Here is a 24,727-nt window from a genome sequence, read left to right as displayed (position 1 = left end):
ACACACTAAACAGGATTTGAAATGCGTAAATTCAGTCGTTCTTTTGTTTTCCTTTTATTCGCCAGCCTGTTTACGGCATATGCGCCGATGACTCAGGCCGATATGCAGCAACAGGGTTATGGCACTCCCGCGACTCAAGAAGGGCTATATCAACACCGGAGCTTTGGCAACAGCTATGGCAGCAAGGTTGGCAACAAGGCGCTGAATGCCTTTGCCAATCTGACTACCAGTGTGTTGGAAATTCCTAAAAATATGATTAACACGACCAATCAAAGCAACGTTTTTTATGGCATTATCGGCGGGTTATTTAAAGGTATAGTTCACACCGCCGGACGCATAGGTGTGGGGATTGCTGATTTGGTTACCATACCTCTTCCTACCCAGCCTATCGCTTATCCTGTATATATTTGGGAAGATTTTGATATAGACACCACTTACGGACCGGTATTCCGTTTGGACCAAAGCCAGGAGGCAGAGCCTCTTATTGTTCAAGCGCCTGGGCCGGAACCGGTTGTTGCCGCACCGATAGCGCCCAAACCAGAACCGATTGATAACACAAAGCAATACCACCAAGAAACCAACCAGAAATTGGATGCAATATTCAAAAAAGAGATGAAAAAATAACGCTGCACTGTTAAAGCAAAAAAGCCCGGAGGTGGAAACCTGCCGGGCTTTTTTATGTGCAGCTATTCTTAAGACATTACTTTTTTGAATCAGGCGATGGCTGGGGAGTAAATTCCGGGTGCGCAACACTAAGTTTGGTGCCAACTTCGCCCATATAAAATACCAGAATCTTGACCGGCTCTTCGCCTATGTTGCGGCCATTGTGGAGTACGCCGACAGACTCTGGCAAGACATCGCCGGAATGGAGGATTTTAACTTCGCCTGTGGCAAGCTTTAATTCCAGCTCGCCTTCCATGATGTAGCCAAGCGCAGGCACAGGGTGCTCGTGCCATCCGGTCTCGCCCTCCGGTGCAATTTCAACGATCAGGGCCGTGACTTCACTTTGCCCTTTGGGATAGACGATGGGTTTGCCATCCCAGCTGGTGGTCGTCTTGAGCAGCGGGGTCACTTTAAGTGCTGTATCTTCATCCAGGGCGAATGCTGTAAACGGGCAGCATAGCGCCATGAGGAATATAAACTGGATTTTGACGTTCATTATCAAAACTGAATCGATCAATACCATCGATTACTTAACCCGGCGGCCAAATCATTTGCCGGCCGCCCAGCAGGTGCAGATGCAGGTGATAAACGTCCTGTCCGCCTTTCCTGTTGCAGTTGAATACGGTTCTGTAACCCGCTTCAGAAATGTCTTCCTGTTTAGCCAGCTTTGTCGCGGTCTGCAATATGTGGCCTGCCAACAGGGCATCATCCAGATCATTCAAAGTTGCAATATGGCGTTTCGGGATAATCAATATATGAACAGGAGCTTGAGGCTTAATATCCCTGAAAGCCAGAACATTTTCGTCTTCAAAAACTACATCCGGTTTGATGTCACCGGCAACCATTTTGCAAAATAAACAATCAGTCATAGCTTTTTACCTTTTTGGATGGGTGGGAGATGGCCCGGTTGTCGCTACATTCCTACGCGGCCGTTAAAGGCGTGCGATAAGGTGCCGCTGTCGGTAAACTCCAATTCACCGCCCATGGGTACGCCGTGGGCAATCCGGCTGGCCGGGACATGGTGTTTTCTGGCCAGTTCGCTGATGAAATAGGCGGTTGCCTCGCCTTCAACCGTGGAGTTGGTCGCCAGGATCAGTTCCTTGATATGGCCTGATGCCAGCTGGTGTTCAAGGTGATCCAGGCCGAGTTCATCGGGTCCTATGCCGTCCAACGGCGATAATCGCCCATGCAGCACAAAATAGCGTCCCTTGAATGCCGTTGCCTGATCGATAATCCAGACGTCGGAAGGATTTTCTACGATGCAGATAATGGACTCGTCTCTTGACTTATCGGCGCAGATCTCACAAACATCACCTTCGGTCAAGGTGCGGCATTGTCTGCAATGTCCTATTTCTTCAATCGCTCGAAGCAGCGTTTGAGCCAACGCTTTTGCGCCGTTGCGGTCGCGCTGGAGCAGATGAAACGCCATGCGCTGAGCAGATTTAGGGCCGACGCCGGGCAAACAGCATAAATTCTGGATCAGTTGCCCTAATAAGCCTGCTTTTTTCATAGTAAAGAGGCGCGCCTATTAAAAAGGCAACTGGAATCCGGGAGGCAAGGGCAGTCCTGCTGTAACGTCCGCCATTTTTTCTTTTTTCATTTTCGCGACTTTGTTGACTGCATCGTTAATGGCCGCGGCGACCAAGTCTTCCAGCATATCCTTATCATCGCCCAGCAAGGAGGGATCGATGGTTACCTTTCTGGCTTCGCGTTTGCCGGTCATCAGGATGGTCACCAGACCGCCGCCGGATTCGCCCATAACCTGCATGGAGTTAAGTTCTTCCTGTGCTTTCTTTAGGTCTTCCTGCATTTTTTGGGCTTGCTGCATGATGTTGCCGAGTGCGTTTTTCATTTGCTTCTCTCCTGTCTCGTTAAGTCGGTTCTATAGTGCCGGGCATGACTCTGGCCCCTAAGTGTTCTTTTAAAGCCTGAACATTTTCGTCTGAATTAATCGCGTCAACCGCTGCCTGTTGTTTGTCTTCACGCGCTTTGGTCAATTGCACGGCGGGTGTGGCGATTGTTGTTTTTTCGGTGGTGATCACCAGTTTTAAAGGTGATTTGCGATAAGCCTGCAAGGCTTTTTGTAAATTTTCTTCGGTGCGGCTGCTGCGCAGTTGTTTATGTCCCGGATCCAATATCAAGGTACAGACGGCATCATCAATATTTTCCAGCACACAATTATGGGCCAACTCTCTGGTTAAGCCGTTAATTTTCATTGCGGCAACCATTTCCGCCCAATTGGAATCGGGCTTTTGAATAACGGTTTCCTGAACGGTTGTTTCGGCGACGATAGCGGGTTGCGTGGTCACCGCTGTATTGTAAACAGGTTGCGCTTGATTAGAAGCAGGCTGTGCTTGGGGTTTGTTAATAGGCTGACGAACCTGAACCGGTTTAGCCAGAGCCGATGCGGTGCCGACCGGTCTGAAAGTCAGCATGCGTAACATGACCATTTCAAAACCGCTACGGGGATCGGGCGCTAAATCCAGGTCGCGTTGTCCTACCAAACCTATCTGATAGTAAAGCTGCACATCTTCGGGTGTGAGTTTGGATGCCAATGCCGCAATCATATCCGCATCAAAATCATGGTCGATTGCTGTAGGTATTTGTTGCAGCAATGCAATACGATGCAGGACTTGCAAAATCTGTTGCAGCACATCGCCAAAGTCAGGCGTCAAGTTGGCTATTTCATTTATTTTATCGAGTATCGCCGCCGCATCGCCCTCGGCCAGCGCCGTTAAAATATCCTCGACAGGTTGCTGCGCCACGGTGCCCAGCATCGCGTTGACATCTTCGGTGCCGACCTTGCCGTTACCGTAAACGATGGCTTGGTCGAGCAGGCTTAAACCGTCGCGCATGCTGCCGTCGGCGGCACGTGATAATAATTTTAAAGCGCCTGATTCGGCTTCAATGTGTTCCTGTTGGAGTATGAATTCCATCTGGGTAAAAATCTGGCCGGGCAGCAAGCGCTTGAGATTAAACTGCAAACAGCGGGACAATACGGTGACAGGGATTTTATGCGGATCGGTAGTGGCCAGCAGGAATTTTACATGCGCGGGCGGCTCTTCCAGCGTTTTCAGCAGGGCATTGAAACTGTGCCCGGACAGCATGTGTACTTCGTCGATCAGGTAGACTTTATAGCGGCCGTGATTGGGCGCGTATTGCGCGTTATCGAGTAAATCGCGAGTGTCTTCGACTTTGGTGCGCGATGCCGCATCGACCTCGATTAAATCCAGAAACCGTCCTTCATCCAGATCGCGGCACACGCTGCAGACGCCGCAAGGATTAAAATCCTGGAGATTTTCGCAATTGATGGCTTTGGCTAAGATTCGGGCAATGGTGGTTTTGCCGACGCCGCGGGTTCCGGTAAATAAATAGGCGTGATGAAGTCGATCATGTTGCAAAGCGTTCATTAACGATTTGACGACATGCTCTTGTCCGACAACTTCTGTGAAATTATGGGGACGCCATTTTCTGGCGAGAACCTGATAATTCATTGCAGGCTCGTAAGGTAAGTATGTTTTGGGCGGCGATCATGCCAGCCACATCCCGGCACACGAATCTGCTGCTACCGTTGCTCCCTTCCGGGCCTGGCGGGGTTTACAGCGTATCGTTGCGAGAGGACCGACACGATCACCATTAAAACATTAGCCGTACTGGCTAAAGGACGACCATTATCGTTGAATCGGTTTAATAACACAAGTCGTAATGGCATAAGTTTTGTAAATTCACCGCGAAGGCACAAAGGATACGAAGTTTTTACCTTGTTATTTTCTTCGTGTCCTTTGTGTCTTCGTGCTGTTATGCCTTAAGTTTTTGTGTATGAAAGCCGCTGGTTACCATTTACCCCGGCCAAATAATCACCGCCGTCCTGAGCCGGCTTTTGCCAAAACTGGACATCCGGCTGAAATCCTCACAGGCGATAGGAATAAATTGGCAATCAAGTTCGCTCTGGCGTATTTCTTCGGGATCCGGGTCGTGCATATACAGACAGTCATCGTCGAAGCCGCTCATTACCACCCAGTGCGGCGCCTTTTTTTTATCCATTTGAAAGGTGCTGATCAGAATCAACGGTATCGCCCCGGCTTTAAAAGCGCTGATCAGGTCATTCTGGCTGATATTGGCGTAATGTATTTTGATGTCTTGTTGTTGCGCCTCGCGCTTGAAACAGTTATCGACTAGTTCTATGACCCGTTTTTTTTCTTCACTGCGCACACCGTCTATAAACAGCGCTCCGGTCTGGTTAACCCAGACCTCAACCGCAAACTGCCTCCGCTTTGCCGCCAGCGCCAGACCTATCGGGTGGCAGCCGCCAGGTCCCGACGTCATAAAAATAGTTGTCGCTTCGCGCCACAGGTTGAGTTCTTCCTCCTGCGAGGGTTGATAAGTCCTGTTTAAGCCGTGCATAGCCATCATCAACGATGCCGGACCGCAGGTAAACGGCGTGGTTTGTCTTAGCCAATGCACCGACCGGTGTTGAAAGTTACCGTGATAGCGGCGGATACGCTTTTGGTAACGCAATGCGTCTTTATGGTCTTCATAGTAATCGCGGTAGATGCCGAATTTTTGGTAGCCCAGCCATTCATAAAGCTTGATCGCCGAATTATTATCGACGCTGACTTCAAGACGCAGATACAGTCTACCGGCATCACTGGCGGCCTGTTCGCCTGCCGACATCAGCAATTTTGCGATGCCTTTGCCTCTGTGCTGAGGCGCAACGCCCAGCGAATAGACTCTGGCCAGCCGGGTGCCCGGGTGATAAATAATAAGAATATAGCCGGCGATTGTTCCTTCCATATCGGCAACTAGCAAAGCGCGATGTTCTGTGCTTATCCAGTGTTTGAAACTGCGTCGGCTTAATTGATCGATGTCGAAACAGCTTTCCTCAAGCGCCACCAACTGATTAAGATCGGTTAACAGCGCTGGGCGAATGACAACGCTCAAGACGACATCTCCTGCAAGCCTTGCGCAATCACCTGTCTGGCCCGGAACAACACCATTTCCCGCCATGCCTGATCGTTGGGACAAAAATGACGGCGCATGACTTTGCTGTGTTCCAGACGGGCTTGCCCGTTATCGGGTTGCGCCCACAATTGATGGTCACGCAGTAAAGTTTCAAACAATTGATCGGTGCTGAACGTGCCGAATTCCAGAGTGATGTAACAGCTGCGATCATTCATGATCGCGTGCCAGGCATAATCCAGTAACCCTGTTTTGGGTACCGAGCTGGATGTGCCCAGCAACGGCAATGTCACCGAATCGCCATACCAATGACGGGCTGCACGCGCTCCCGCACTGTCCGGCTCATGATCGCAAATGATTTCCCCGTAACCGTAAGAGCCCAGGCCGGTGTGTAGATCGATGACCGCCAAGTCTCGTTCTTGTAGGTCGTATCGACGCATCAGATTTTCGCAGACCAGCCTGCCGTGCGCGGGCGCTGTTCCGCCGTAAAATGGCCCGGACGGATCGCTGTATTGTCCGGCGCTGACCGCCTTTTCCAGCGCTACCCGGCCATGCTGTTGCTCAAATTCGGCAAGGGCGATTTTCCGTTGCGCAGCATCCGCTAGATAAAACGTATCTTTGAGCCGGTCATAGTCTTTATTCTCAGGCAGCGGCCTGGAAAAATCGACGCTATTGCGGTTAAGATCAACGCCGTCCGCATCGCAGCGCCGTTGCCAGGCATAACCCCACGGCGTGAGCGCATGGATCATCAGCACCGCCGCATTGGCCGGAATAACCACATGACCTTCGGCAATCAACTCTAGTTGATCAACTTGTATCGCGCTGCCCGCAAAACCTTCAATGCCGTGCGTTCCGCCGATTAAAACCAATACTCTTGAAGCATCTTCCGAACCGATCCAGACTGTATCGGTAGCCAGTTCTTCGGCTTCAGGGCCGGTACCGCCACAGTGATAAGACAGGTATTGCGTAGGGCAAGAAAGATTATCCAATTGTGCAAGCCAGCGCTGTCGGCCGACAGCATAACTGTCGGGAAAAACGGCGGTATCGATAGCGGCAAGAGGAAGGCGATAAGACATAACGGTTAACCTGAAAATTTCTTTTATTTAGCATAGCCCCAGTTAAGCTAATCATGAAATATTTTTCAATGCTTATAAAAACTCCTTGTGCAATCAACTGGCTGGTTACAGAATTAAGCCTTCTCTGACCTTACAGGATTTTTTATGGCGCGTACTCTTCTGGTTGTTGATGATCTCTCCGACTGGAATCCCTATTATCCCAGCGACCAAGTCATCACCTTTGAAACTTATCTTGCGACCGAACAGGACGTATCGCAGCAGCGAGTCCGTATCATCAACCTTTGCAGCAGCTATCGTTATCTTTCCGATGGTTATTATTGCTCGTTGCTGGCCGAAGCCAGAGGCCATCACGTTATTCCTTCGGTTAAAGTACTGAACGATCTGGGCAAAAAGGCGCTCTACCGGTTGCAGCTTGACGATTTGTCTCAAACGCTGGAGCGTGCATTTAAAAAAACCGATAAAGACAGGGAAATAACCTTGATGAGCTATTTCGGTACTACGCCCGATCCGGCTTTTCAGGAACTCAGCAGACAGTTGTTTGAACGCTTTTCCTGTCCCATTCTGGAAGTGACGTTGCACTATTACTCACAGCAGTGGGAAATCGTCGGCCTAAAAGCCGTTTCGCATCGGCATCTGGATGATGCCATGCAAACCGTTTTTGCCGACGCGCTGGATAAATTCAGCAAGAAAGTCTGGCGTAAGGGCCGCTCCCGTAAAGCGGCACGGTTCGATCTGGCCATCCTGATCAACCCCGAAGAGCAATTGCCGCCGAGTAACCGTGGCGCGCTGAAAAAGTTCATCAAAATCGGCAGGGAGCTGGGCATTGAAATAGAATTGATAACCCAGCAGCATTATGTACGCCTGCCCGAGTTTGACGGCTTGTTTATCCGCGAAACCACCAACATCGATCACCACACCTACCGTTTCGCCAAAAAGGCCGAGGCCGAGGGACTGGTGGTTATCGACGATCCGACTTCGATGCTGCGCTGCACCAATAAAGTCTATCTTGCCGATTTGTTCCGCACTCATAAAGTGCCTACACCGAAGACCTGGCTGCTGCATAAAGGCAATGCCGCTCATTTGGATAGAGTGGAAGCGGAAGCCGGATTTCCGGTAGTAGTCAAAATCCCTGACGGCTCGTTTTCTCGCGGTATCGTTAAAGTGCATGATCGGAAAGAGCTGGAACTCAAAGTCGAAGAGCTGTTTCAAAAATCCGCGCTGCTGCTGGCGCAGGAATTTCTTTATACCGATTTCGATTGGCGCATCGGCATTTTCAACAACAAAGCCTTATACGCGTGCCGCTATTACATGGTCAAAAACCATTGGCAGATTTACCGCCACGGCAGCAGCCGGATCGATGCCGGCAGTTTCGCTACCTTACCGACCTTTGAAGTTCCCAAAGCCGTGCTGGACGCCGCATTAAAAGCGACCCAGCCGATAGGCAACGGTTTATACGGCGTGGACGTTAAGGAAAAAGACGGCAAAGGCTATGTGATAGAAGTCAATGACAACCCCAACATCGACAGCGGCGTCGAGGATAAATATCTGGGCGACGAGCTGTATCGATTGATTATGACCGAATTGCTGCGGCGCATGGAAAATCGCAGTAAAGGGGTTTGATTGTTTTCGGTGTCAGAATTGTAGGATGGGCTATACGCGGCTGCATTGAAGTGGAATGAAAATATTAAACAATGACGAAAAAGAAAGTTTCATCTATACTAAGTTGCGATGCAACTAGTTATTAGTTGCAAGGAGCGGGTTATCCATAATGTCTGATTTGAGCAAGCAAAAAACCAGAATAAAATCAAAGCCAACTGATTATAAATGGGGTGAGTTAACGAGTTTATTAAGCAAGTTGGGTTACGCGGAAATACAAGGTAATGGTTCAAGGGTTAAGTTTTATAACAACAAAAAAGATTCTTTAATAGCGTTACATAAACCTCATCCAAGCTCGATTCTAAAACAATATATGGTTAAAGCAATAGTTAATAAACTTGAAGAAGCGGGGTTCTTATGATGGCTTCAAATAATAAGACGTTACAATACAAAGGTTTTTTAGGATCCATTGAAATGGACTTAGATGAATTTTTTATGTTCGGTGAGTTGCTCTTTATTAACGACCTTATTACTTACGAGGCCAAGTCACTTGAAGATCTTCAGAAAGAGTTTGAAGCCTCAGTAGATGATTATTTGGAGACATGCAAAGAATTAAAGCGTGATCCACAAAAACCATACAGTGGCACATTTAATGTGCGAATTGGCGCAGAACTTCATAGGCAAGTAGCAATGCATTCATTACTTTTAGGTACAAGTATTAATGATTTTGTGAAAATAGCAGTACAAGAAAAGATAGAGGACAAAAAACATATCCACAATCATATTCACTATCACACTACAGAAATGGTTGAAGATGTTACATTTGGCAAAAAAGAAGAGTTATGGACAGTAAATTAATTAGAGTAAGACTTTTAAAGTCACTATGTAATTTTAGCCAATCACCTGTTAAAAATTCTAAAGGGCAATTGAATGTTTCTTTTTCGTTTGATATGAAACAGAATCTTGAAAACGATAAATTGTTTAATGCTCAACTTGAAATAACAATTATTGGCAAACAGATTGATATTGTCGATGATATTTTTGATTTGAATATAATTATGGCAGGAGAATATGAATCAAAAGCTAAGCCTGACATGGAAGCTATCGAGAAGAACAAGTATAAATATTTACTTCCATTGGTCCCGCTAGTTCATTTGCATACTAATGATCTCCTTACAAGATTGGATATAGGTTCAATTTCTATTAAGCAAGAATTTTTTTACAGTTCACTCGAAGAAAGCTGTGCACTCGAAGAAACTAAACGACCTAAAGTAAAACGACCAACTAAAACCAAGCGTCAGTAACGGCGGCTGTGGTGACCCATATGAGTCACCGATTTATCAATAGATAATGAAAGACTACCGTTGGTTTTAGGTAGTTGCTGATCTGTAGTTTTGCATGACGGGTGAAAGCATTCCAGACTTTTGGGTGTTTTTGATGTGGCAAACATTGCTGGCATTGCTTAATTAGTGACTGAACGAAAATGCCATTAATTTATATATTTCATATGGTTAAGTGTTCTTTCGAGAACGAAGATTTTCTAAATTGGAGCAATGCATTGGATTGGTCGCTTTCAACTTATTGATTTATATAGGGTGACATTGCCGGACTAAAAAATATTCGCGCGTCGAAATAGGCTAATTCATCTATATAATCATGATGATACGAATTTTCGTCCAGACATTAATTACTCCCATCTGAGCCAGAGTCGTATTTCGTTGAAAACCCTGTAGCCTTGAGCTAGCAATGGATTTGTGTTGTTTAAAGTTGTACGGTTTCACAGTAAGACAGGAGTAGTTATTAATAGTGCATAAACTCCGTAATCAAAACCACTAACCCATGCTAGCCACACTCGTCCGCTTCTCCATCCGTTTCTACGGCATCGTCATCGCGCTTGCGGTATTGATCCTGCTCTACGGCAGTTACCGCTTCGCCACGGCAGGCCTGGATATTTTTCCTGAATTCTCGCCCAAGCAAGTCATCATCCAAACCGAATCGCCGGGCCTTTCTTCGGAGCAGGTCGAGGTGCTGGTAACCCAGCAAATCGAAACGTCGATCAGCGGTTTGATCGGCATGAAGTCGGTGCGCTCCGAATCGATCCAGGGCCTGTCGATTATTATTGCGACTTTTGCCGAAAACAGCGATGTGTACCGCAACCGCCAGTTGATCAGCGAGCGACTGACCACTCTGGCCGGACAGCTGCCGCTAGGCATTACGCCGGTTGCGATACCACTGTCCTCGTCTTCGGCGACCGTATTAACTATTGGTTTAAACAAGGACGATCAGACCGATTTGATGGCTTTGCGCAGTCTGGTCGACTGGACGATAGTGCCGCGCTTGAAGGCCGTTCCCGGCGTTGCCGATGTCAACGTGTTCGGCGGCGACATTCAGCAATTGCAAATCCAGGTCGATCCGCTGCAATTGCATCGTTTTAACCTGACGCTGGAGGATATTATTTTGGCCGCCTCAAAGGCCGGTAACATCCAGGGCGGCGGTTTTATCGAAAACAATAACCAGCGCTTCACCTTGCAGGTGACGGGACAGTCCGCCACGCCGGAACAATTCGCCAAGATTATCGTCAAGCGGGATCAGGGGCGCAATGTGACGCTGGGCGAAGTCACTACGATTGGCTATGCGCCGGAACCGCCGATTGGCGCGGCGCAAATTATGGGCAAGCCCGGCATCGTAATGATGGTGATCGGTCAATACGGGGCTAATACTTTGTCGGTATCCAAACAGGTCGAACAAACGCTGCACGAGTTCGAGCCTATTTTCAACAAACAGGCGATTAATTTTTACTCGCACCTGTTTCGCCCCGCCGATTATATCGAACGCTCGCTGAGCAATTTGTCCGGGCATCTGCTGATCGGCGGCCTGTTCGTGCTGATTATCCTGTACCTGTTTTTGTTCAATTTCCGCACCGCGTTTATCTCCGCGCTGGCGATTCCGGTGTCTTTGGTCGGTGCAGTGATTGTGCTGCTGGAAAGCGGAGTTAATCTCAATATCATGGTGCTGGGCGGACTGGCTATCGCGCTGGGCGAGGTGGTTGACGATGCGATTATCGATACCGAAAACATTTTCCGGCGCTTGCGCGAGAATCGTTTGTTAGCCAAGCCATTGCCGGTTGCCGATGTGGTTTACAGCGCATCGCTGGAAGTGCGCAGCTCAGTGGTTTACGCCAGCTTTATCGTCGCGCTGGTTTTTGTGCCGTTGTTGACCTTAAACGGCGTTGCCGGGCGCTTGTTTGCGCCGCTGGGATATTCCTATATTCTGGCGATTTTAATGTCGCTGCTGGTGGCGCTGACCTTAACACCGGCGCTGTGCTATGCATTGCTGGGCAACGCCGATCTCGCTAATGACGATCCGCCGCTGATCAAGCGTATCAAGCCGCTGTACAAGGATTTGTTGGGCACGGTTTCCAAATATTTTAAGCCGGTGCTTATCGGCAGCGTTATCATTTGCCTGTCAGGCTTGCTGGCTTTTTTCAGTCTCGACAGCAAGTTCCTGCCGGAACTGCGCGAAGGCCATTATATCGTCCATACCACCAGCATTCCCGGCACGGCGTTGCAGGAATCGATCAGAATCGGCAGCAAGCTGACCGAACAGTTTATGGCTATTCCCGGCATACAATCGGTATCGCAATGGGCGGGGCGGGCAGAGCGGGGCGTGGATACTTACGGCAGCCATTACAGCGAGTATGAAGTGCGGCTTGAGCCGATGTCGGGAGCCGAACAACAACAGATCAAGGACAGGCTGCGGGGCATTCTGGTCGGTTTCCCCGGCATCTTGTTTGAAGCCAACACTTTTTTGACGGAACGGGTCGACGAAACCATTTCCGGCTACACCTCGCCGGTGGTGGTTAATATTTACGGCAATGATCTGAATCAGCTTGATGCTAAAGCGCAGGCGGTCGCCGGGATTATGCGAGACATAGACGGCGCTACCGATGTGCAATTGCGCTCGCCGCCCGGCACGCCGTTACTGCAAATTGCGCTGAATCTCGACCAGATGGGTTTCTGGGGCGTGTTGCCTGCCCAGATTGTCGATACCTTGCAAGCCGCTTACGAAACCCGTGTGGTCGGCAAAAATATTCAAGGCAACAAAATCTACAACGTCGCGGTGACCTTAACGCCGGAGCTAAGGCAGCAGACTGAATCGATAGCCAAGTTGCCGGTCAGGACCCTCGACGGCACGATGATTACGCTGGAGCAGGTCGCGGAAATCAGGCATGCGGCCAGCCGCTACAACATCCTCCATCAAGGCTCGCAGCGGCGGCAAACCGTGACCGGCAATGTGATCGACCGGGATCTGGATGCTTTTGTCGAGGAGCTTAAAGCGCGGGTATTAAAAGAGATTCCGTTCTCTGCGGATATTTATCCCGAGTTTACCGGCGCGGCAATTGAACAGGCGCAGGCGCGGAAAGAATTAATTCTGCATTCGCTGCTGGCCGGAGCCGGGGTGCTGATTTTCATTTATATCGCCATCGGCAGTATACGCCACGTGTTGCTGACCCTTGCCAACTTGCCTTTTGCGCTGATCGGCGGGGTTGCGGCCGTGGTGTTGACCGGGGCCACCTTGTCGGTCGGCTCGGTCGTCGGTTTTGTGACGCTATTCGGCATTACCGCGCGCAACAGCATCATGCTGCTGTCGCATTATCGCCATCTGGTCGAGGTCGAAGGCAAAGATTGGAATCTGGACACCGCCGTACTGGGCGCTCAGGAACGATTGCCGTCGATCCTGATGACGGCGCTGGTGACCGCGTTAGCGATGTTCCCGATCGCATTCAATAGCGATAATCCGGGGCGCGAGATCATGGGGCCGATGGCGGCGATTATTATCGGCGGCTTGGCCTCTTCAACGATACTGAACTTATTATTACTACCCGCCATTTTGCTGCGCTATGGAAAATTTAAAAGCCAAACTGATACCGATAGATAAAGATTCGGAAGCCATTATTCTGCTGCACGGTCTGGCCAGAACCAGCCGCAGCATGAACAAAGCCGCTAAGTTGCTGGCTGCTTACGGTTATCAAATCATCAATGTCGATTATCCTTCGCGAAGCGCAGGCATTAGTTTTTTGGCGCAAAAATATATCGCTCAGGCATTGAAACAGTGCGACGTGAAAGATGTTAAGAAAATCCATTTTCTGACGCACTCTATGGGCGGTATTTTGCTGCGCGATTATTTGGCTAACCAAACTATCGATAAGCTGGGGCGAGTGGTGATGCTGGCGCCGCCCAATCAAGGCACCGAAATCATGGATAAACTGGCAGGTTGGAGGCTGTTTTACACTTTAAGCGGTCCGGCGGTATTGCAGCTGGGCACCGATAACAACAGTGTGCCGAACCGGCTTGGTCCGGTGAATTTTCAGCTTGGGGTTATTGCCGGCGATAAAACCGTCAATCCTTTGTTCTCATGGCTGATTCCCGGCGTCAACGACGGCATCGTGTCGATAAGCCGGGCGCAAGTGGCGGGTATGAAAGACTTTATCGTTATGCCGTATTCACATCCGTTTATTATGCGGCGTAAGGCGGTCATAGAACAGGCGCTACATTTTATTCAGCAGGGTACTTTTGCGAGATGAGTCATGTCTTAAGCTGAGTCGGTATGCCTTAGCCCTGCTTTCTATGTTGGCTATTCGGCATTAATTCGGCTTGAAGATGCTCACACATTTTTATCGCCGAATCACGTTCATTTTCGATTTTTTTAATCTCGTCCTTAGCCATTAAAACTTCAAACTCAAGTTTGATGGAACGCCTGAACCATTCATCGCCTGATGATTTAAGCGCCTTGTTTTTTTGCATTAACTCAAAAATTCGTTTGTTTGAACGGTCTAAATGCGCGGCTACGGCTTGTAGTTGGTTTTGAACAGTGTAAAGCGACTCAACGCATTTCCTTACGCCTTCGCTCATTATCTGTTGGGCTTTGCAGCTTTGGTTGAGTTCATATTTTTTTTGGGATAATTCGTCCTCCAGCCGTTCGATTCTTGCTATCGCGGCATCATACTTTTCGCTCATTCCGGCGGTTTTTTTATTCGCATCGATCAGAGCGTTGCTGTGTTTTTTAGTGAAATTGAACATAGTCGGACATTTATTTTCACAAAGACGAAATACATTAATCTAAAAAATCGGTTGGTGTTGTACAGATGTCTTTAGGATAGAGAGTTCAACTTATTCAATCAATAAGTGCTGTTACTTATCGGGGTGAATCCGCTATTGTGCTGAATGCCTTACAGGGTCGAAGGATAGAGATAAAATCAACGCTATTGCCCACGCTTGGTCAGTTAACCAAGTTATTATCCGGAGCAAATTGAAGATTTGTAGCAATATACAACCACACTTAGCCAACAATTTGGAAATGAGCAACAATAAACGGTGTTTTAGGGCAATGTATGCCCGACTTTATTAAAAAAAATAAAGTAAAATAACCGCTTTTTAAAATATTACTCCGTAGATATTAAGCAGACAGCAAAGGTACATAATGAAGAATTATAAAATCGCAGTGTTAGCCGGTGACGGTATCGGTCCTGAAATTACCCGGGAAGCCATTAAAGTGCTCAAGCTTATTGAAGAGCGTAATGATGTTTCTTTTGAACTGATGCCCGCAGCTTTTGGAGCCTGCGCCTATTTTGAATTCGGCGATGCCTTTCCGCAATCGACCATCGATATTTGCGACCAAGCCGATGCGATTCTTAAAGGCCCGATTGGTTTGAGCCATGAACAATCCAAAACCATTCCCATTGATAAGCAGCCCGAACGCGGTGCGCTGCTGCCGATGCGTCGCCGTTACAACACTTACGCAAACTTTCGGCCGGTTTTCCTGCCTAAAGCTTTGGCCCATTTCTCGCCGCTAAAACCTGAAATTATCGGCGAGGGCATCGATATTATTATGGTTCGGGAACTGGTTGGCGGCCTGTATTTCGGGAGCAAGGAAACCGGTATTAATGAGCAAGGTTTGCGTTATGTCAAAGAAACCCTGGAATACGATGAGCACCAAATCAGCCAGATTTTGCATCAGGCATTTAAGCTCGCCCAAAAACGCAAGAAAGTGCTGCATAACATTCATAAAAGCAATGTACTGAAATCCAGTGTCTTGTGGAACGAAATACTCGATGAAGTGGCTAAAGAATACCCCGAAGTGGAAGTTATCCATCAGCTGGTTGACTCGGCCGCAACCAACCTGTGCCTCAAGCCTACCCAGTTCGACGTGATGGTTATGGAAAACATGTTTGGCGATATACTCAGCGATCAGGGCGGCGGTATCCTGGGTTCGCTGGGCTTGATGCCTTCGGCTTGCATTGGTGACGAAAAAGCCTACTACGAGCCGTCACATGGCTCGGCACCGGACATCGCGGGAAAAAATATCGCCAATCCTTATTCCATGATCGGCTCGGTTGCGATGATGCTGGAAAACAGCTTCGATATGGCAGCAGAAGCCAAGAATGTCTGGGATGCGATGCAAGGTGTGTTTGGCGACGGTTACTCAACCGCCGACCTGTCCAAGCCGGGCAGCGGTGTTACCATGATCAGCACCGAACAGTTCGGCGACAAGGTTGTTGAAAAGCTGAGGCAGATGCCAAGGGTGTCGGCAGCGTAGTTCGGAATAAGGGCATCCAAGCCTGTCCTGGGTTTGTCGAAGGGAGCGTAGCGCGAGGTGGCGTTTTACGTCAGGTTATCCTGCCTGACGCCCTTCGGGTAAATGCAAATTTGTTACAGACAGATTTGTCCGGCGAATCGGGGTGGTGTTTCTGCCGGAAAAGCTTCCGTTCTTCGGCAACTGCTACTGTTGGTGCTCTACCTCCTGCGTCCATGCAGTCATGCTCACGTCTCTTGCCTACAGTCCTATATAGCTGACATAAGCCCGATAACCTGCAAAAACCGATAACATCAGAAAGATGGTCCCGCTGATCTTGTGCAACAATCCCAGCGGGACTTTTTTCAAAATAGTGCGGCCTGCTAGAATGCCCAAGGCGGATGTTGAGGCCAGTGCGACTGTCGAACCGAACCATACGGCAATAGGCGTTGCAGTGCTGCTTAAGCCGACAACAGCCAACTGAGTCTTGTCGCCGAATTCAGCTACGGTAATCAATAAAAAAGTGGTGAAGAAAATGCCGTGACCGCTTTTTTCCTTAACTTCCTCATTTTCGTCTTCCATTTCTACGCGTAAGGAATGAATACCGAAGGCGGCGAACAAGATCGCGACGACTGTCGCGACTATGTATTCCGGTAGCCAGCTGGCAATGGCGATGCCAAACATAACGGCGAGGGTGTTCAAAAAGGCAAAAGCCGAAATGGCGCCCAGCAAAACCGGCATGGCTCTGTGGCGGGATGCCAGCGTCATGCATACCAGCTGGCTTTTATCGCCAATTTCAGCTGCCGCAATCAGGGCAAAACTGGTCGCTGCCGTGGCTGATATTTCGCCAAAGTTGCCGTTGCTCAGCAACGATAAAAAATGCTGTAAAGAGCTTTGAAGATTTTCGTAAAGATGTGCGGAGCTCAGTGACGCTAGAAGATGTTGTAAATAGCTTTGAAGATGATCCATTTTGTTTCCTGAGAACGATTTTCCTGCATGCGCCGTTGCAAGGTACGTACAACTGATCCTGCAACGATATTGATAGGCAGGATATTAACCCAGCATATTGTCCAGGGTCATCATAATGATGAAGCCGATCATTAATGCAAATGTAGCGTAGCGCGAACGGCCGTTGGAGTGGGTCTCGGGAATAATTTCTTCGCTGATCACAAAGAGCATGGCACCGGCGGCAAAGCCCATGGCTATCGGCAGAATGGGTTCGAAGACGGTGACCATGGTGATGCCGAGCAAGCCGCCCACTGGTTCCACCAGACCTGTTAGCGTCGCAATGCCCACAGCTCGCCATTTGTTGTAGCCCAGTCCGACCAGAGGCAGGGCGACGGCCAAGCCTTCGGGAATATTTTGCAGGGCGATGGCGATAGCCAGAACTACGCCGTTTTTCATTTCCCCTGAGCCAAAGCTGACGCCGACCGACATGCCTTCAGGAAAGTTATGGATAGTGATGGCAATGATGAACAGCCAGACTTTTTTTAGCGAACTCAGATTAGTATCGGAAGTTGACTCAAAATGTACATGCGGCAACTGACGATCAGCGTAATGCAGGAACAGGGCGCCGATCAACATGCCTATGGAAACGATGTAAATGCCTTTGCCCGGCCAGATCAGATTGCCGTATGCCATGCCGGGCACCAGCAGGGAGAATGCGGTTGCGGCCAGCATGACACCGGCAGCAGCGCCGAGCATACTGTTAAACAGGTTTTGGGAGATGTCTTTGAAAAACAGCGCCGGTAAGGCGCCAAGACCTGTAGCCAGTCCGGCCAGAATGCTGGCAAAAAAACCGATAACAACGATCCGTCCGAAAATTAAATATAAACCGCCGAACACCACCAGTTGTGACAACAGGAACAATCCCGCCACTGTCGCCCAACGTTGTAACGGCGGCATAGCCAGCAGTTTTTGATAGTTCTCGCTGGATTTTATGGCGTCTACCTGGTCTTCAAAATAGCGTTGCAATTTTGTTACAGTCTTTGTTGTTAAAGTCATAAGGTTTACCTGCATCAGCTTGTTTTGGGATATTCGCCAAGCATTATAACCAAATACCCATAGCTTGGGGTTGTTTGTGGTGGATTGCCTTGGGGCGCATCCTGCGTCCATATGCCCGCTTTCCAGTGACATAGGAATATTTCCTTTTGTCGGTGGCTGTCTAGTGCCTGAGTAATGGTTTGGCTATGATGGCGGTATTATTGATCAGGAGTGAAGAATGAAAAAATTGACATGCACAATACTCGGGTTAAGTCTGACGGCGGCCGGCGCGGTGTCGGCCAAAGACAAACCGCTGGATTTGGGTATTATAGACGTTGTCGGCGTTACGCCGTTGCAGGGTAGCGGGGTTGCCGCATCTAAGATACCGGCCAATATCCAAACCGTTTCTTCCGAACAGCTGGAAAAAGCCCAGAGCATCTCTCTGGCGGATTACATCAACCGCTATCTGGGCAGCGTACATATCAATGAAGCGCAAAATAACCCGTTGCAGCCTGACGTTTCCTATCGCGGCTTTGTCGCTTCACCGCTGCTCGGCTTGCCGCAAGGCTTATCGACCTATGTTAACGGTGTCCGCTTTAACGAACCGTTTGGCGACACCGTCAATTGGGATTTGATTCCCGAAGGCGCGATTGATTCGATGGCGTTATATCCGGGCTCTAACCCGGTTTACGGCCTGAACAGTTTAGGCGGAGCCATATCGATCAAGACTAAAACCGGTTTTTCGGCGCCCAAGCATGAGATTGAGGCTTACGGCGGCTCTTGGGGCAGGCATTCCGAGGAGTTAAGCAGCGGCTGGAATAACGGTACGTGGGGTTATTTTTTAGACCTGCATCATTTTGAGGAAGACGGTTGGCGGGATTTTTCACCGACCAAGGCCGATCAGGCATTCGGCACCTTGAGCTGGCGTGGCGATAAAGGCTCGTTAGACCTGACCTTGGGCGGCAATGATAATAAGATGCGGGGTAATGGCGCCGTACCTGTCCAGTTGCAGCAGCAAGACCGTGCGGCGGTGTTTACCCATCCCGACCAGACCGTAACCCGCATGTTCTTTTCCGAATTAGCGGGCAGCTACGATCTGGCTGATGACATTGAAGTGAGCGGTAATGCCTATTTCAGGCAGAATCGGATCAGGACCTTTAATGGCGATAACAGTGATTATGACGACTGCGAATTCGGAGGCAATGCAGGGTTTTTATGTGAAGACCCCGAGGACGATCCGGATGAAGAAGCCGTTATGGACATCAATGGCAATCAGGTGGCCGCCACTGACGCGGTTGAAGGCGCAACCAACAACACCAGCCAAACCTATATGCGCAGCCGTGGCGGCACTTTGCAGACGGCGTTTGCCAAAGACTTGTTCAAGCATAAAAACAACCTGACCGTAGGCACCAGTTATGACTATGCCGAGGTGCATTTCGGCTCGGACACCGAGCTGGGTTCGCTGACTGACACGCGGGGAACAACGCAAAGCGGGATTCTTGTCGATGAATCCAGAGTCCGTTTGCATACCAATACTTCGACGGTGGGCGTATTCCTGACCGACAGTTTTTCCATTACCGATGATCTGACGGCGACCATTGCCGGACGTTACAACTATATTCATGTCAACATGGAAGACAAGTATGTAAACAGTGCAAAAACCCTGGACGGGTCGCACACCTTTGAGCGGCTAAATCCTTCTGCCGGATTGACTTATCAAATCAGGGATAACCTGAATGTGTACGGCAGCTACAGCGAGTCTGCGCGCGCGCCATCGCCGATGGAATTAAGCTGCGCCGATCCGACGGCGCCGTGTAAATTGCCCAACTCGTTTGTGGCCGATCCGCCGCTGGAACAGGTGGTTGCCAAAACTTGGGAAGGCGGTTTCAGAGGAGATTTGGATGAGCTGCTAGGCAAGGGGGATTTAAAATGGAACCTTGGTTATTTCAATACTATTAATCACAACGATATTCTTTTTCGTCGAGATGGTTCCAGCGGGCTTATCAGCCAAGGCTATTTCAGCAATGTGGGCAAGACTCGACGCTACGGCATAGAAGCGGGCACGACCGTTAATTATCCGCAGTTGTTCAGCGGTATTGACGACTGGCATTTTTCGACCAACTATACCTATTTGAATGCCCGGTTTATGGATGGTTTTGATATTCAGAACCCGCTGGATACGACTCAGGCGATGGCAGTCGGCAAAGGCGACAGAATTCCGGGTATTCCCGAGCATATCTATAAGGCTGCTGTGGGGGTCGATTTATGGCAGCGCGTGTCGTTGGGCATTGACGGCATATACAGCGGCAATAAGTACTTCAGGGGCGACGAGGCCAATAGCACTGCACCGTTAGCCGGTTACTGGCTGTTTAACGCAAAGGCGGAATACAAGGTCACCAAGAATTTTGCGGTATTCGGCAAAGTCGATAATATTTTCGACAAGAACTATAACTCTTTCGGTGTTTATGGGCAGGCTGATGAAGTATTTCCGCAATTTGATAATAACCGCTTTGTATCGCCCGGGGCGCCAAGAGCGGGCTGGATTGGGGTAAGGTTGAGTATGTAGATAAAAAAGGCTAAAGGAGAAAGGTGAAAGGTGAAAGGTGAAAGGTGCAAGGTGCAAGGTGCAAGGTGCAAGGTGCAAGGTGCAAGGTGCAAGGTGCAAGGTGCAAGGTGCAAGGGATTTTTTCGTCTTGCGCCTTTAGCCTTTCGCCCGTTGTCTTTTTTTGGGCAATAAAAAGCCCGCATAAAGCGGGCGTGTTGAGTGCTGTTATTATTGTTATTTAGTTGTCGTTTGCAACTTGACCCAAGCAGTGTCACTTATTTTATTATTATTATCAGCTAGTCTAAAAGACTAAATTCCCCCTCTTAGTCGGTAATTAAACCGAGCTCATTCCCTTAAGCTGGTGCGAATTCTATTCAAATGAACTCCTGTTGTCTATTTAAAAATGGGGTTTAGCGTGAAAAATATGAGTACGTCGGAAATATGTAATAAATACAGTTTATTACGAAGTTTTAGAAGCTGCTAATAAACAAAATGACAGGCAGGCAGTGCTTCTTGTTCAGGTAGCGTTCAGGGTTTCATCGGTTGCGTCTGGCTTCTTCTTCCTCATTGCTAAAGAAGTTGAGCCGTTCATTGAGGATAGAGGATAGTTGGAAATTAAGGCCTTTTGATTTTTGAGCCAGTTTTATTTGCAGGATTGCATCTTTGGTTTGCCCCGTTGCATAGTAATATTCCGCCAGATAACGATGAGATTCGGCGGGTTGATTTAAGTCGCTATAAGCTTGTGCCAACAGTTGCGAATAAATCGGTTGTTGCTGGGTTTTAGGCTTTAACAGAAGTAAGTTTTTCCGTGCCAAGCCGGCGTTACCTGCTTTTAGCAGGGAGGTAATATATTCGAGCTTAATGGCTTCGTTACCCGGAAATTGCTCGGTCAGTTTTTTATATCGGGCAAGCGCTGTGCTGTAATTTTTGGAGTCCAGTGCCGTGCGGGCAAGTGCGGTGACGTATTGCGCCTGATTTGGGTATTCCTTGCTCAACTGCTGAAAAATTGTTTCCGCTTCAGTGAATTTTTGCGAGTAAAGCGCACACAGTCCAAGTCCGTAGCGCGCAACGGTGCGTTGTTCGATCGTGCCTTGAGCTGATCGGGCTTGAAAGTATTTAAGCGTCTCGGCATTGTCAGTGTCGGTTAACACCCGGATTTTTGCTTTGGCTAACTGGTAGCCGAGCGAGTCGGGATATTGTTTATAGGGATAGGTTTCAGCGCGGCCGCGGGTATCGGAAATACGTGAGGCGGTAACCGGGTGAGTTCTTAGAAATTCAGGAATATTCTGTCCATAATAGCGGCTGGATTGCTGTAGGCGCTCGAAAAAAGTGGGCATGCTGCGCGGATCATATTGGGAGCCTGCCAAGGTTTGCATACCTACCCGATCAGCTTCTGCCTCGTTTTCGCGAGTAAAGTCAATTTGAAACTGAACGTTACCGGCCTGAATAGCCACGATGGCAGCCTGTCCGAGCGCGGGGGATTGGGTGCCCAATAAAATGGCAGCCAGGGTTGCGGCGGCAGTAGGGATCGATAAGCGACTGGATGCCTCGTAAGCGCGGTACAAATGGCGCTGGGTAACGTGGGCAATTTCGTGCGCCATAACCGATGCTAATTCGCTTTCGGCTTCGGTGATTAAAATTAATCCGGAATTTACGCCAATATAGCCGCCAGGTCCCGCAAAAGCGTTAATGTCATTTTCCAGCACCACAAAAAAATGGAACGGGTTGCCCGGCGTGTCGCTATTGGCTGCCAGTCTTTCACCGATAGTCTGGATGTATTGTTGAATTTCGGCATCCTGATTGATGGAAATTTGCGAGTGCAGACTGCGGAAAAATGCTTCGCCAAACTCTTTTTCTTCGGCGGGCGTAATCAGGGTGCCGGAAGAATCGCCCATGTCAGGCAACTCGATTTTGGTAATCTCAACGGCCTGTTGCGGGACAGGGAAGAGAGCAAGGCTTAAAGCCAGTGTAATAGCGGATGGTTTGAATTTCATACGATGAGACTGAATAAAATTTAACTTGAGTTTAATCGGGCTGTTAGTGGCTCAATCATCATATTTCGTCAGGTTTATGATCTTGAGTTTTATCAGGCGGACGTGGATCTATTGTTCCAGATATTCTCCGGTTTCGCAAAGCGGGAGGCAAATACACTGGTTACGACCTTTCAGTTTGGCTTGATAAAGTGCCGCGTCGGCTTTGTTTAACAGGTTGTCGTCGTTTTCCGGAATGCCGGTGCAAAGACCGACGCTAATCGTTATCTGATTGAATGGGCGGGATTTTATATGCGGCATTGCCAGATTAAAAACGGCGCTTCTTAGTTTTTCAGCAAATTGTTCGGCGACTTTTTGGGGTAAATGCGGCATGACCAGAACAAATTCCTCTCCGCCATAACGTGCCACGATGTCGGTGGCGCGCGATAGTTGCGATTTTAATGCGCTCGCGACCTGCTTTATTGCATTATCGCCGGCTATATGTCCGTAATAATCGTTATAGGACTTAAAAAAATCAATATCGACCATGAAGATGGATAAAGGGTGTTTTTGCCGCTTTGCCTCGGCGATGGCCATTTCATAATGCGCATCGAAAAATCTGCGATTGCAGATGTCAGTCAAGCTGTCCGTTGTTGCTTCTATCTTCAGGATTTCCGAGTGTGAGCGCAGTATTTTTTCACGCTTGATTGAGGTGCTGGAATCCGTTACCTGAATGAGGCAGCATGATTCGTTCAGTTGCGACTGAATGGGCGTGATGGTGATCGATTGATACATCCTGGTTTGCTGTTGATTTTCTTCGGATGAATCGTACAGAGGCAGTGGCGTACGGTGCAGGGCCGTCGACAAAACCACGGGCAGTCGGTGTGTCAGGGTATTTTTGAGGGCGGTCAGGAATGCGGGCGACACAGACTCTGAAAACACGTTTTCCAGTTGCCGGTTAAGGGCGTCGGTTTCATTAATATCGCTATGTTTGGCAATCCAGTTGTTCCAAAGCAATACTTTGCTATCGGCATCGACAACAATTAACCCGAGGTTAATTGCATTGGATATATCTTCCATGCCAAAACGTCCCGTGTCGATTGTATTCATGAAATACTACCAAGGAATTGATTAATATGGATAACAAGATTAGTCAGAGATGTGGAGCTTAACAGGAACACGAGATTGCCGGTCGTATGTCGCTTTTCGATGGTGAGATCGATATGCAATACCATAACATAGGGCTGATTCGAGTTGTCTTTGAGACGATGTAATATTTCATCGGCTGATGCGACTCTGTAACTGGGTAAGGAGCTTTCCAATGTGAAGTGGAGTATGTCAGCCATCGCGGATAGGCAGGCATTCAAAATGATATTGCCCAATTCGCACATGGCTTCGTGCTCAAATTCTGCAAGTTCTTCAATGCTCATTTGCGATCCCATCATATCGCCGACAATTTTTAAGGCTTGCTCTTCGGTAAATAAAAGCACAGCCTCGGCATTAAATGGGCCGCTAAAATACTGAGTTACCGCACCAAAACGTCCACTGTTTAATGACAGTGTTGTCGAACTTATGTCTTGTGAGTTAATGACTTGCACATAGGGGACGGAAATGTGTACTTCGTCACCGACAATTTCGCTAAGGCTTAATGCTGCGCGACCTGCGCCGATGCTAAATATTTCAGCCAAAGCATCAAGATGAATTTCGCTGAGATTGCTCATTTGGAATTTGTAAAATAGTCTAGCGTCAGGGCAATTGATTTTTCTGTGACCGGTTTTGCAACTAATATGGACCCAAACGAACGGGCCCGGTTTTTATGCGTTTCTTGAATGTTTGCCGAGAAAATAACGATTTTCATTGAAGGATATTTGGATAGTATCTGCTCTGCTGCATCGGTTCCCGGAATCCCCGGCATGTTAATATCCATGGTGCAATAGTCCTGAAGCTCATTATCGACAAGTTCAATAGCGTCTTCGCCGCAGACTGCTTCAGAAATCACCCATTCGGGGCGTTGGGCAAGAATATGTGTGCGGATTAACATTCTTGATACCTTGCTATCATCGACGATCAAAAGTTTTTTTATTGAACTGTCCACAGGCATGATTGATTTTTACTAAGGCTAAACTTGAAATATTCTACATGAAAAGATAAAAGTCGCGAAGCTATTCTATAGCTTGGGTTGTAGGGGGCTACCAGTTTTTTGCTGATGAAAATATAAGCTGAGTATAAAACTATTCATTATTTTTCATGGGGATAGGAAATAACTTGAGGAAGTAAGTGGAAGTTATATTTTAGGTGGATAAATACCATACGTTTTATGGTAGTGTATAAACTTAATAATAATAAAAAAAGGATGAAATACC

23 protein-coding genes and 1 other RNA gene are annotated in these 24,727 nt (G+C 48.4%); 9 read left to right on the top strand and 15 right to left on the bottom strand.

The annotated features are described in order from the left end of the window. Positions 1–21 precede the first annotated feature (21 nt). Positions 22–624: an exosortase system-associated protein, TIGR04073 family gene (locus tag Q8L79_RS18260; protein WP_305274124.1), complete on the top strand. Its 603-nt coding sequence runs from the start codon at positions 22–24 to the stop codon at positions 622–624. Positions 625–700: 76 nt separating this feature from the next. Here the strand turns inward: Q8L79_RS18260 and Q8L79_RS18255 are convergent, their stop codons facing one another. From Q8L79_RS18255 to Q8L79_RS18220, 8 genes are all read right to left on the bottom strand, one after another. Next, positions 701–1,159 carry a cupin domain-containing protein gene (locus Q8L79_RS18255; protein ID WP_305274123.1) on the bottom strand — a complete coding sequence of 153 codons (459 nt, stop codon included), beginning with the start codon at positions 1,157–1,159 and terminating at the stop codon, positions 701–703. A gap of 34 nt (positions 1,160–1,193) precedes the next feature. Beyond that, a complete protein-coding gene (locus Q8L79_RS18250) occupies positions 1,194–1,532 on the bottom strand; it encodes a histidine triad nucleotide-binding protein (protein WP_305274122.1) in 339 nt (112 codons plus the stop codon). A gap of 44 nt (positions 1,533–1,576) precedes the next feature. Then, positions 1,577–2,173, bottom strand: a complete 597-nt coding sequence (gene recR, locus Q8L79_RS18245) for a recombination mediator RecR (RefSeq protein WP_305274121.1) — start codon at positions 2,171–2,173, stop codon at positions 1,577–1,579. A gap of 18 nt (positions 2,174–2,191) precedes the next feature. Then, positions 2,192–2,515, bottom strand: coding sequence for a YbaB/EbfC family nucleoid-associated protein (locus Q8L79_RS18240; RefSeq protein WP_305274120.1), 324 nt, complete (start codon positions 2,513–2,515; stop codon positions 2,192–2,194). Between the two features lie 19 nt (positions 2,516–2,534). Next, a complete protein-coding gene (gene dnaX / locus Q8L79_RS18235) occupies positions 2,535–4,157 on the bottom strand; it encodes a DNA polymerase III subunit gamma/tau (RefSeq protein WP_305274119.1) in 1,623 nt (540 codons plus the stop codon). 36 nt (positions 4,158–4,193) lie between these two features. After that, positions 4,194–4,290, bottom strand: an RNA gene (gene ffs / locus Q8L79_RS18230) — signal recognition particle sRNA small type. A 213-nt stretch (positions 4,291–4,503) separates the two neighbouring features. Continuing rightward, positions 4,504–5,604, bottom strand: a complete 1,101-nt coding sequence (locus tag Q8L79_RS18225; protein ID WP_305274118.1) for a GNAT family N-acetyltransferase/peptidase C39 family protein — start codon at positions 5,602–5,604, stop codon at positions 4,504–4,506. Then, positions 5,601–6,698: a DUF2817 domain-containing protein gene (locus Q8L79_RS18220; RefSeq protein ID WP_305274117.1), complete on the bottom strand. Its 1,098-nt coding sequence runs from the start codon at positions 6,696–6,698 to the stop codon at positions 5,601–5,603. Before Q8L79_RS18220 ends, Q8L79_RS18225 begins: the two co-directional genes overlap by 4 nt. Positions 6,699–6,842: 144 nt before the next feature. Here Q8L79_RS18220 and Q8L79_RS18215 point away from each other — a divergent pair, with 144 nt between their 5' ends. The 6 genes from Q8L79_RS18215 (at position 6,843) to Q8L79_RS18190 (ending at position 13,878) form a co-directional block, all read left to right on the top strand. Continuing rightward, on the top strand, positions 6,843–8,318 hold the full coding sequence (locus Q8L79_RS18215) for a RimK family protein (protein ID WP_305274116.1): 1,476 nt from the start codon (positions 6,843–6,845) through the stop codon (positions 8,316–8,318). Between the two features lie 148 nt (positions 8,319–8,466). Next, on the top strand, positions 8,467–8,715 hold the full coding sequence (locus Q8L79_RS18210; RefSeq protein ID WP_305274115.1) for a type II toxin-antitoxin system HicA family toxin: 249 nt from the start codon (positions 8,467–8,469) through the stop codon (positions 8,713–8,715). Further along, positions 8,712–9,152 carry a type II toxin-antitoxin system HicB family antitoxin gene (locus Q8L79_RS18205; RefSeq protein WP_305274114.1) on the top strand — a complete coding sequence of 147 codons (441 nt, stop codon included), beginning with the start codon at positions 8,712–8,714 and terminating at the stop codon, positions 9,150–9,152. The genes Q8L79_RS18210 and Q8L79_RS18205 overlap by 4 nt, the downstream gene beginning before the upstream one ends. After that, positions 9,137–9,598, top strand: coding sequence for a hypothetical protein (locus tag Q8L79_RS18200; RefSeq protein WP_305274113.1), 462 nt, complete (start codon positions 9,137–9,139; stop codon positions 9,596–9,598). Before Q8L79_RS18205 ends, Q8L79_RS18200 begins: the two co-directional genes overlap by 16 nt. A gap of 535 nt (positions 9,599–10,133) precedes the next feature. Continuing rightward, positions 10,134–13,232, top strand: coding sequence for an efflux RND transporter permease subunit (locus tag Q8L79_RS18195; RefSeq protein WP_305274112.1), 3,099 nt, complete (start codon positions 10,134–10,136; stop codon positions 13,230–13,232). After that, entirely contained in the window at positions 13,195–13,878 is a 684-nt protein-coding gene (locus Q8L79_RS18190; RefSeq protein ID WP_305274111.1) for an alpha/beta fold hydrolase, read from the top strand. The genes Q8L79_RS18195 and Q8L79_RS18190 overlap by 38 nt, the downstream gene beginning before the upstream one ends. Positions 13,879–13,906: 28 nt before the next feature. Here the strand turns inward: Q8L79_RS18190 and Q8L79_RS18185 are convergent, their stop codons facing one another. Beyond that, a complete protein-coding gene (locus Q8L79_RS18185; protein WP_305274110.1) occupies positions 13,907–14,374 on the bottom strand; it encodes a hypothetical protein in 468 nt (155 codons plus the stop codon). Positions 14,375–14,774: 400 nt separating this feature from the next. Between Q8L79_RS18185 and leuB the strand changes: the two genes are divergently transcribed. Continuing rightward, positions 14,775–15,890: a 3-isopropylmalate dehydrogenase gene (leuB, locus tag Q8L79_RS18180; RefSeq protein WP_305274108.1), complete on the top strand. Its 1,116-nt coding sequence runs from the start codon at positions 14,775–14,777 to the stop codon at positions 15,888–15,890. Positions 15,891–16,127: 237 nt separating this feature from the next. Here leuB and Q8L79_RS18175 read toward each other — a convergent pair whose 3' ends face one another. Both Q8L79_RS18175 and Q8L79_RS18170 read right to left on the bottom strand, forming a co-directional pair. Further along, entirely contained in the window at positions 16,128–16,835 is a 708-nt protein-coding gene (locus tag Q8L79_RS18175; RefSeq protein ID WP_305274106.1) for a TMEM165/GDT1 family protein, read from the bottom strand. A gap of 84 nt (positions 16,836–16,919) precedes the next feature. After that, complete coding sequence (locus tag Q8L79_RS18170; protein WP_305274104.1) at positions 16,920–17,870, bottom strand: ZIP family metal transporter; 951 nt, start codon at positions 17,868–17,870, stop codon at positions 16,920–16,922. 217 nt (positions 17,871–18,087) lie between these two features. On the opposite strand from Q8L79_RS18170, the gene Q8L79_RS18165 reads away from it, so the two are divergent. Then, positions 18,088–20,415, top strand: coding sequence for a TonB-dependent receptor (locus tag Q8L79_RS18165; RefSeq protein ID WP_305274102.1), 2,328 nt, complete (start codon positions 18,088–18,090; stop codon positions 20,413–20,415). 515 nt (positions 20,416–20,930) lie between these two features. Here the strand turns inward: Q8L79_RS18165 and Q8L79_RS18160 are convergent. From Q8L79_RS18160 to Q8L79_RS18145, 4 genes are all read right to left on the bottom strand, one after another. Then, positions 20,931–22,388 carry a M48 family metalloprotease gene (locus Q8L79_RS18160; RefSeq protein ID WP_305274100.1) on the bottom strand — a complete coding sequence of 486 codons (1,458 nt, stop codon included), beginning with the start codon at positions 22,386–22,388 and terminating at the stop codon, positions 20,931–20,933. Positions 22,389–22,496: 108 nt separating this feature from the next. Further along, positions 22,497–23,474, bottom strand: a complete 978-nt coding sequence (locus Q8L79_RS18155) for a GGDEF domain-containing protein (RefSeq protein ID WP_305274098.1) — start codon at positions 23,472–23,474, stop codon at positions 22,497–22,499. Further along, positions 23,471–24,085, bottom strand: a complete 615-nt coding sequence (locus tag Q8L79_RS18150) for a chemotaxis protein CheX (protein WP_305274096.1) — start codon at positions 24,083–24,085, stop codon at positions 23,471–23,473. The genes Q8L79_RS18155 and Q8L79_RS18150 overlap by 4 nt, the downstream gene beginning before the upstream one ends. Then, positions 24,082–24,465 carry a response regulator transcription factor gene (locus Q8L79_RS18145; RefSeq protein WP_305274094.1) on the bottom strand — a complete coding sequence of 128 codons (384 nt, stop codon included), beginning with the start codon at positions 24,463–24,465 and terminating at the stop codon, positions 24,082–24,084. Before Q8L79_RS18145 ends, Q8L79_RS18150 begins: the two co-directional genes overlap by 4 nt. Positions 24,466–24,727: the final 262 nt, after the last annotated feature.

The organism is Methylobacter sp., assembly GCF_030680395.1.
Lineage (GTDB): Bacteria > Pseudomonadota > Gammaproteobacteria > Methylococcales > Methylomonadaceae > Methylobacter_A.
Note: the sequence above shows the minus strand (reverse complement) of the source record. Positions and strands in the feature narration are given on the sequence as shown.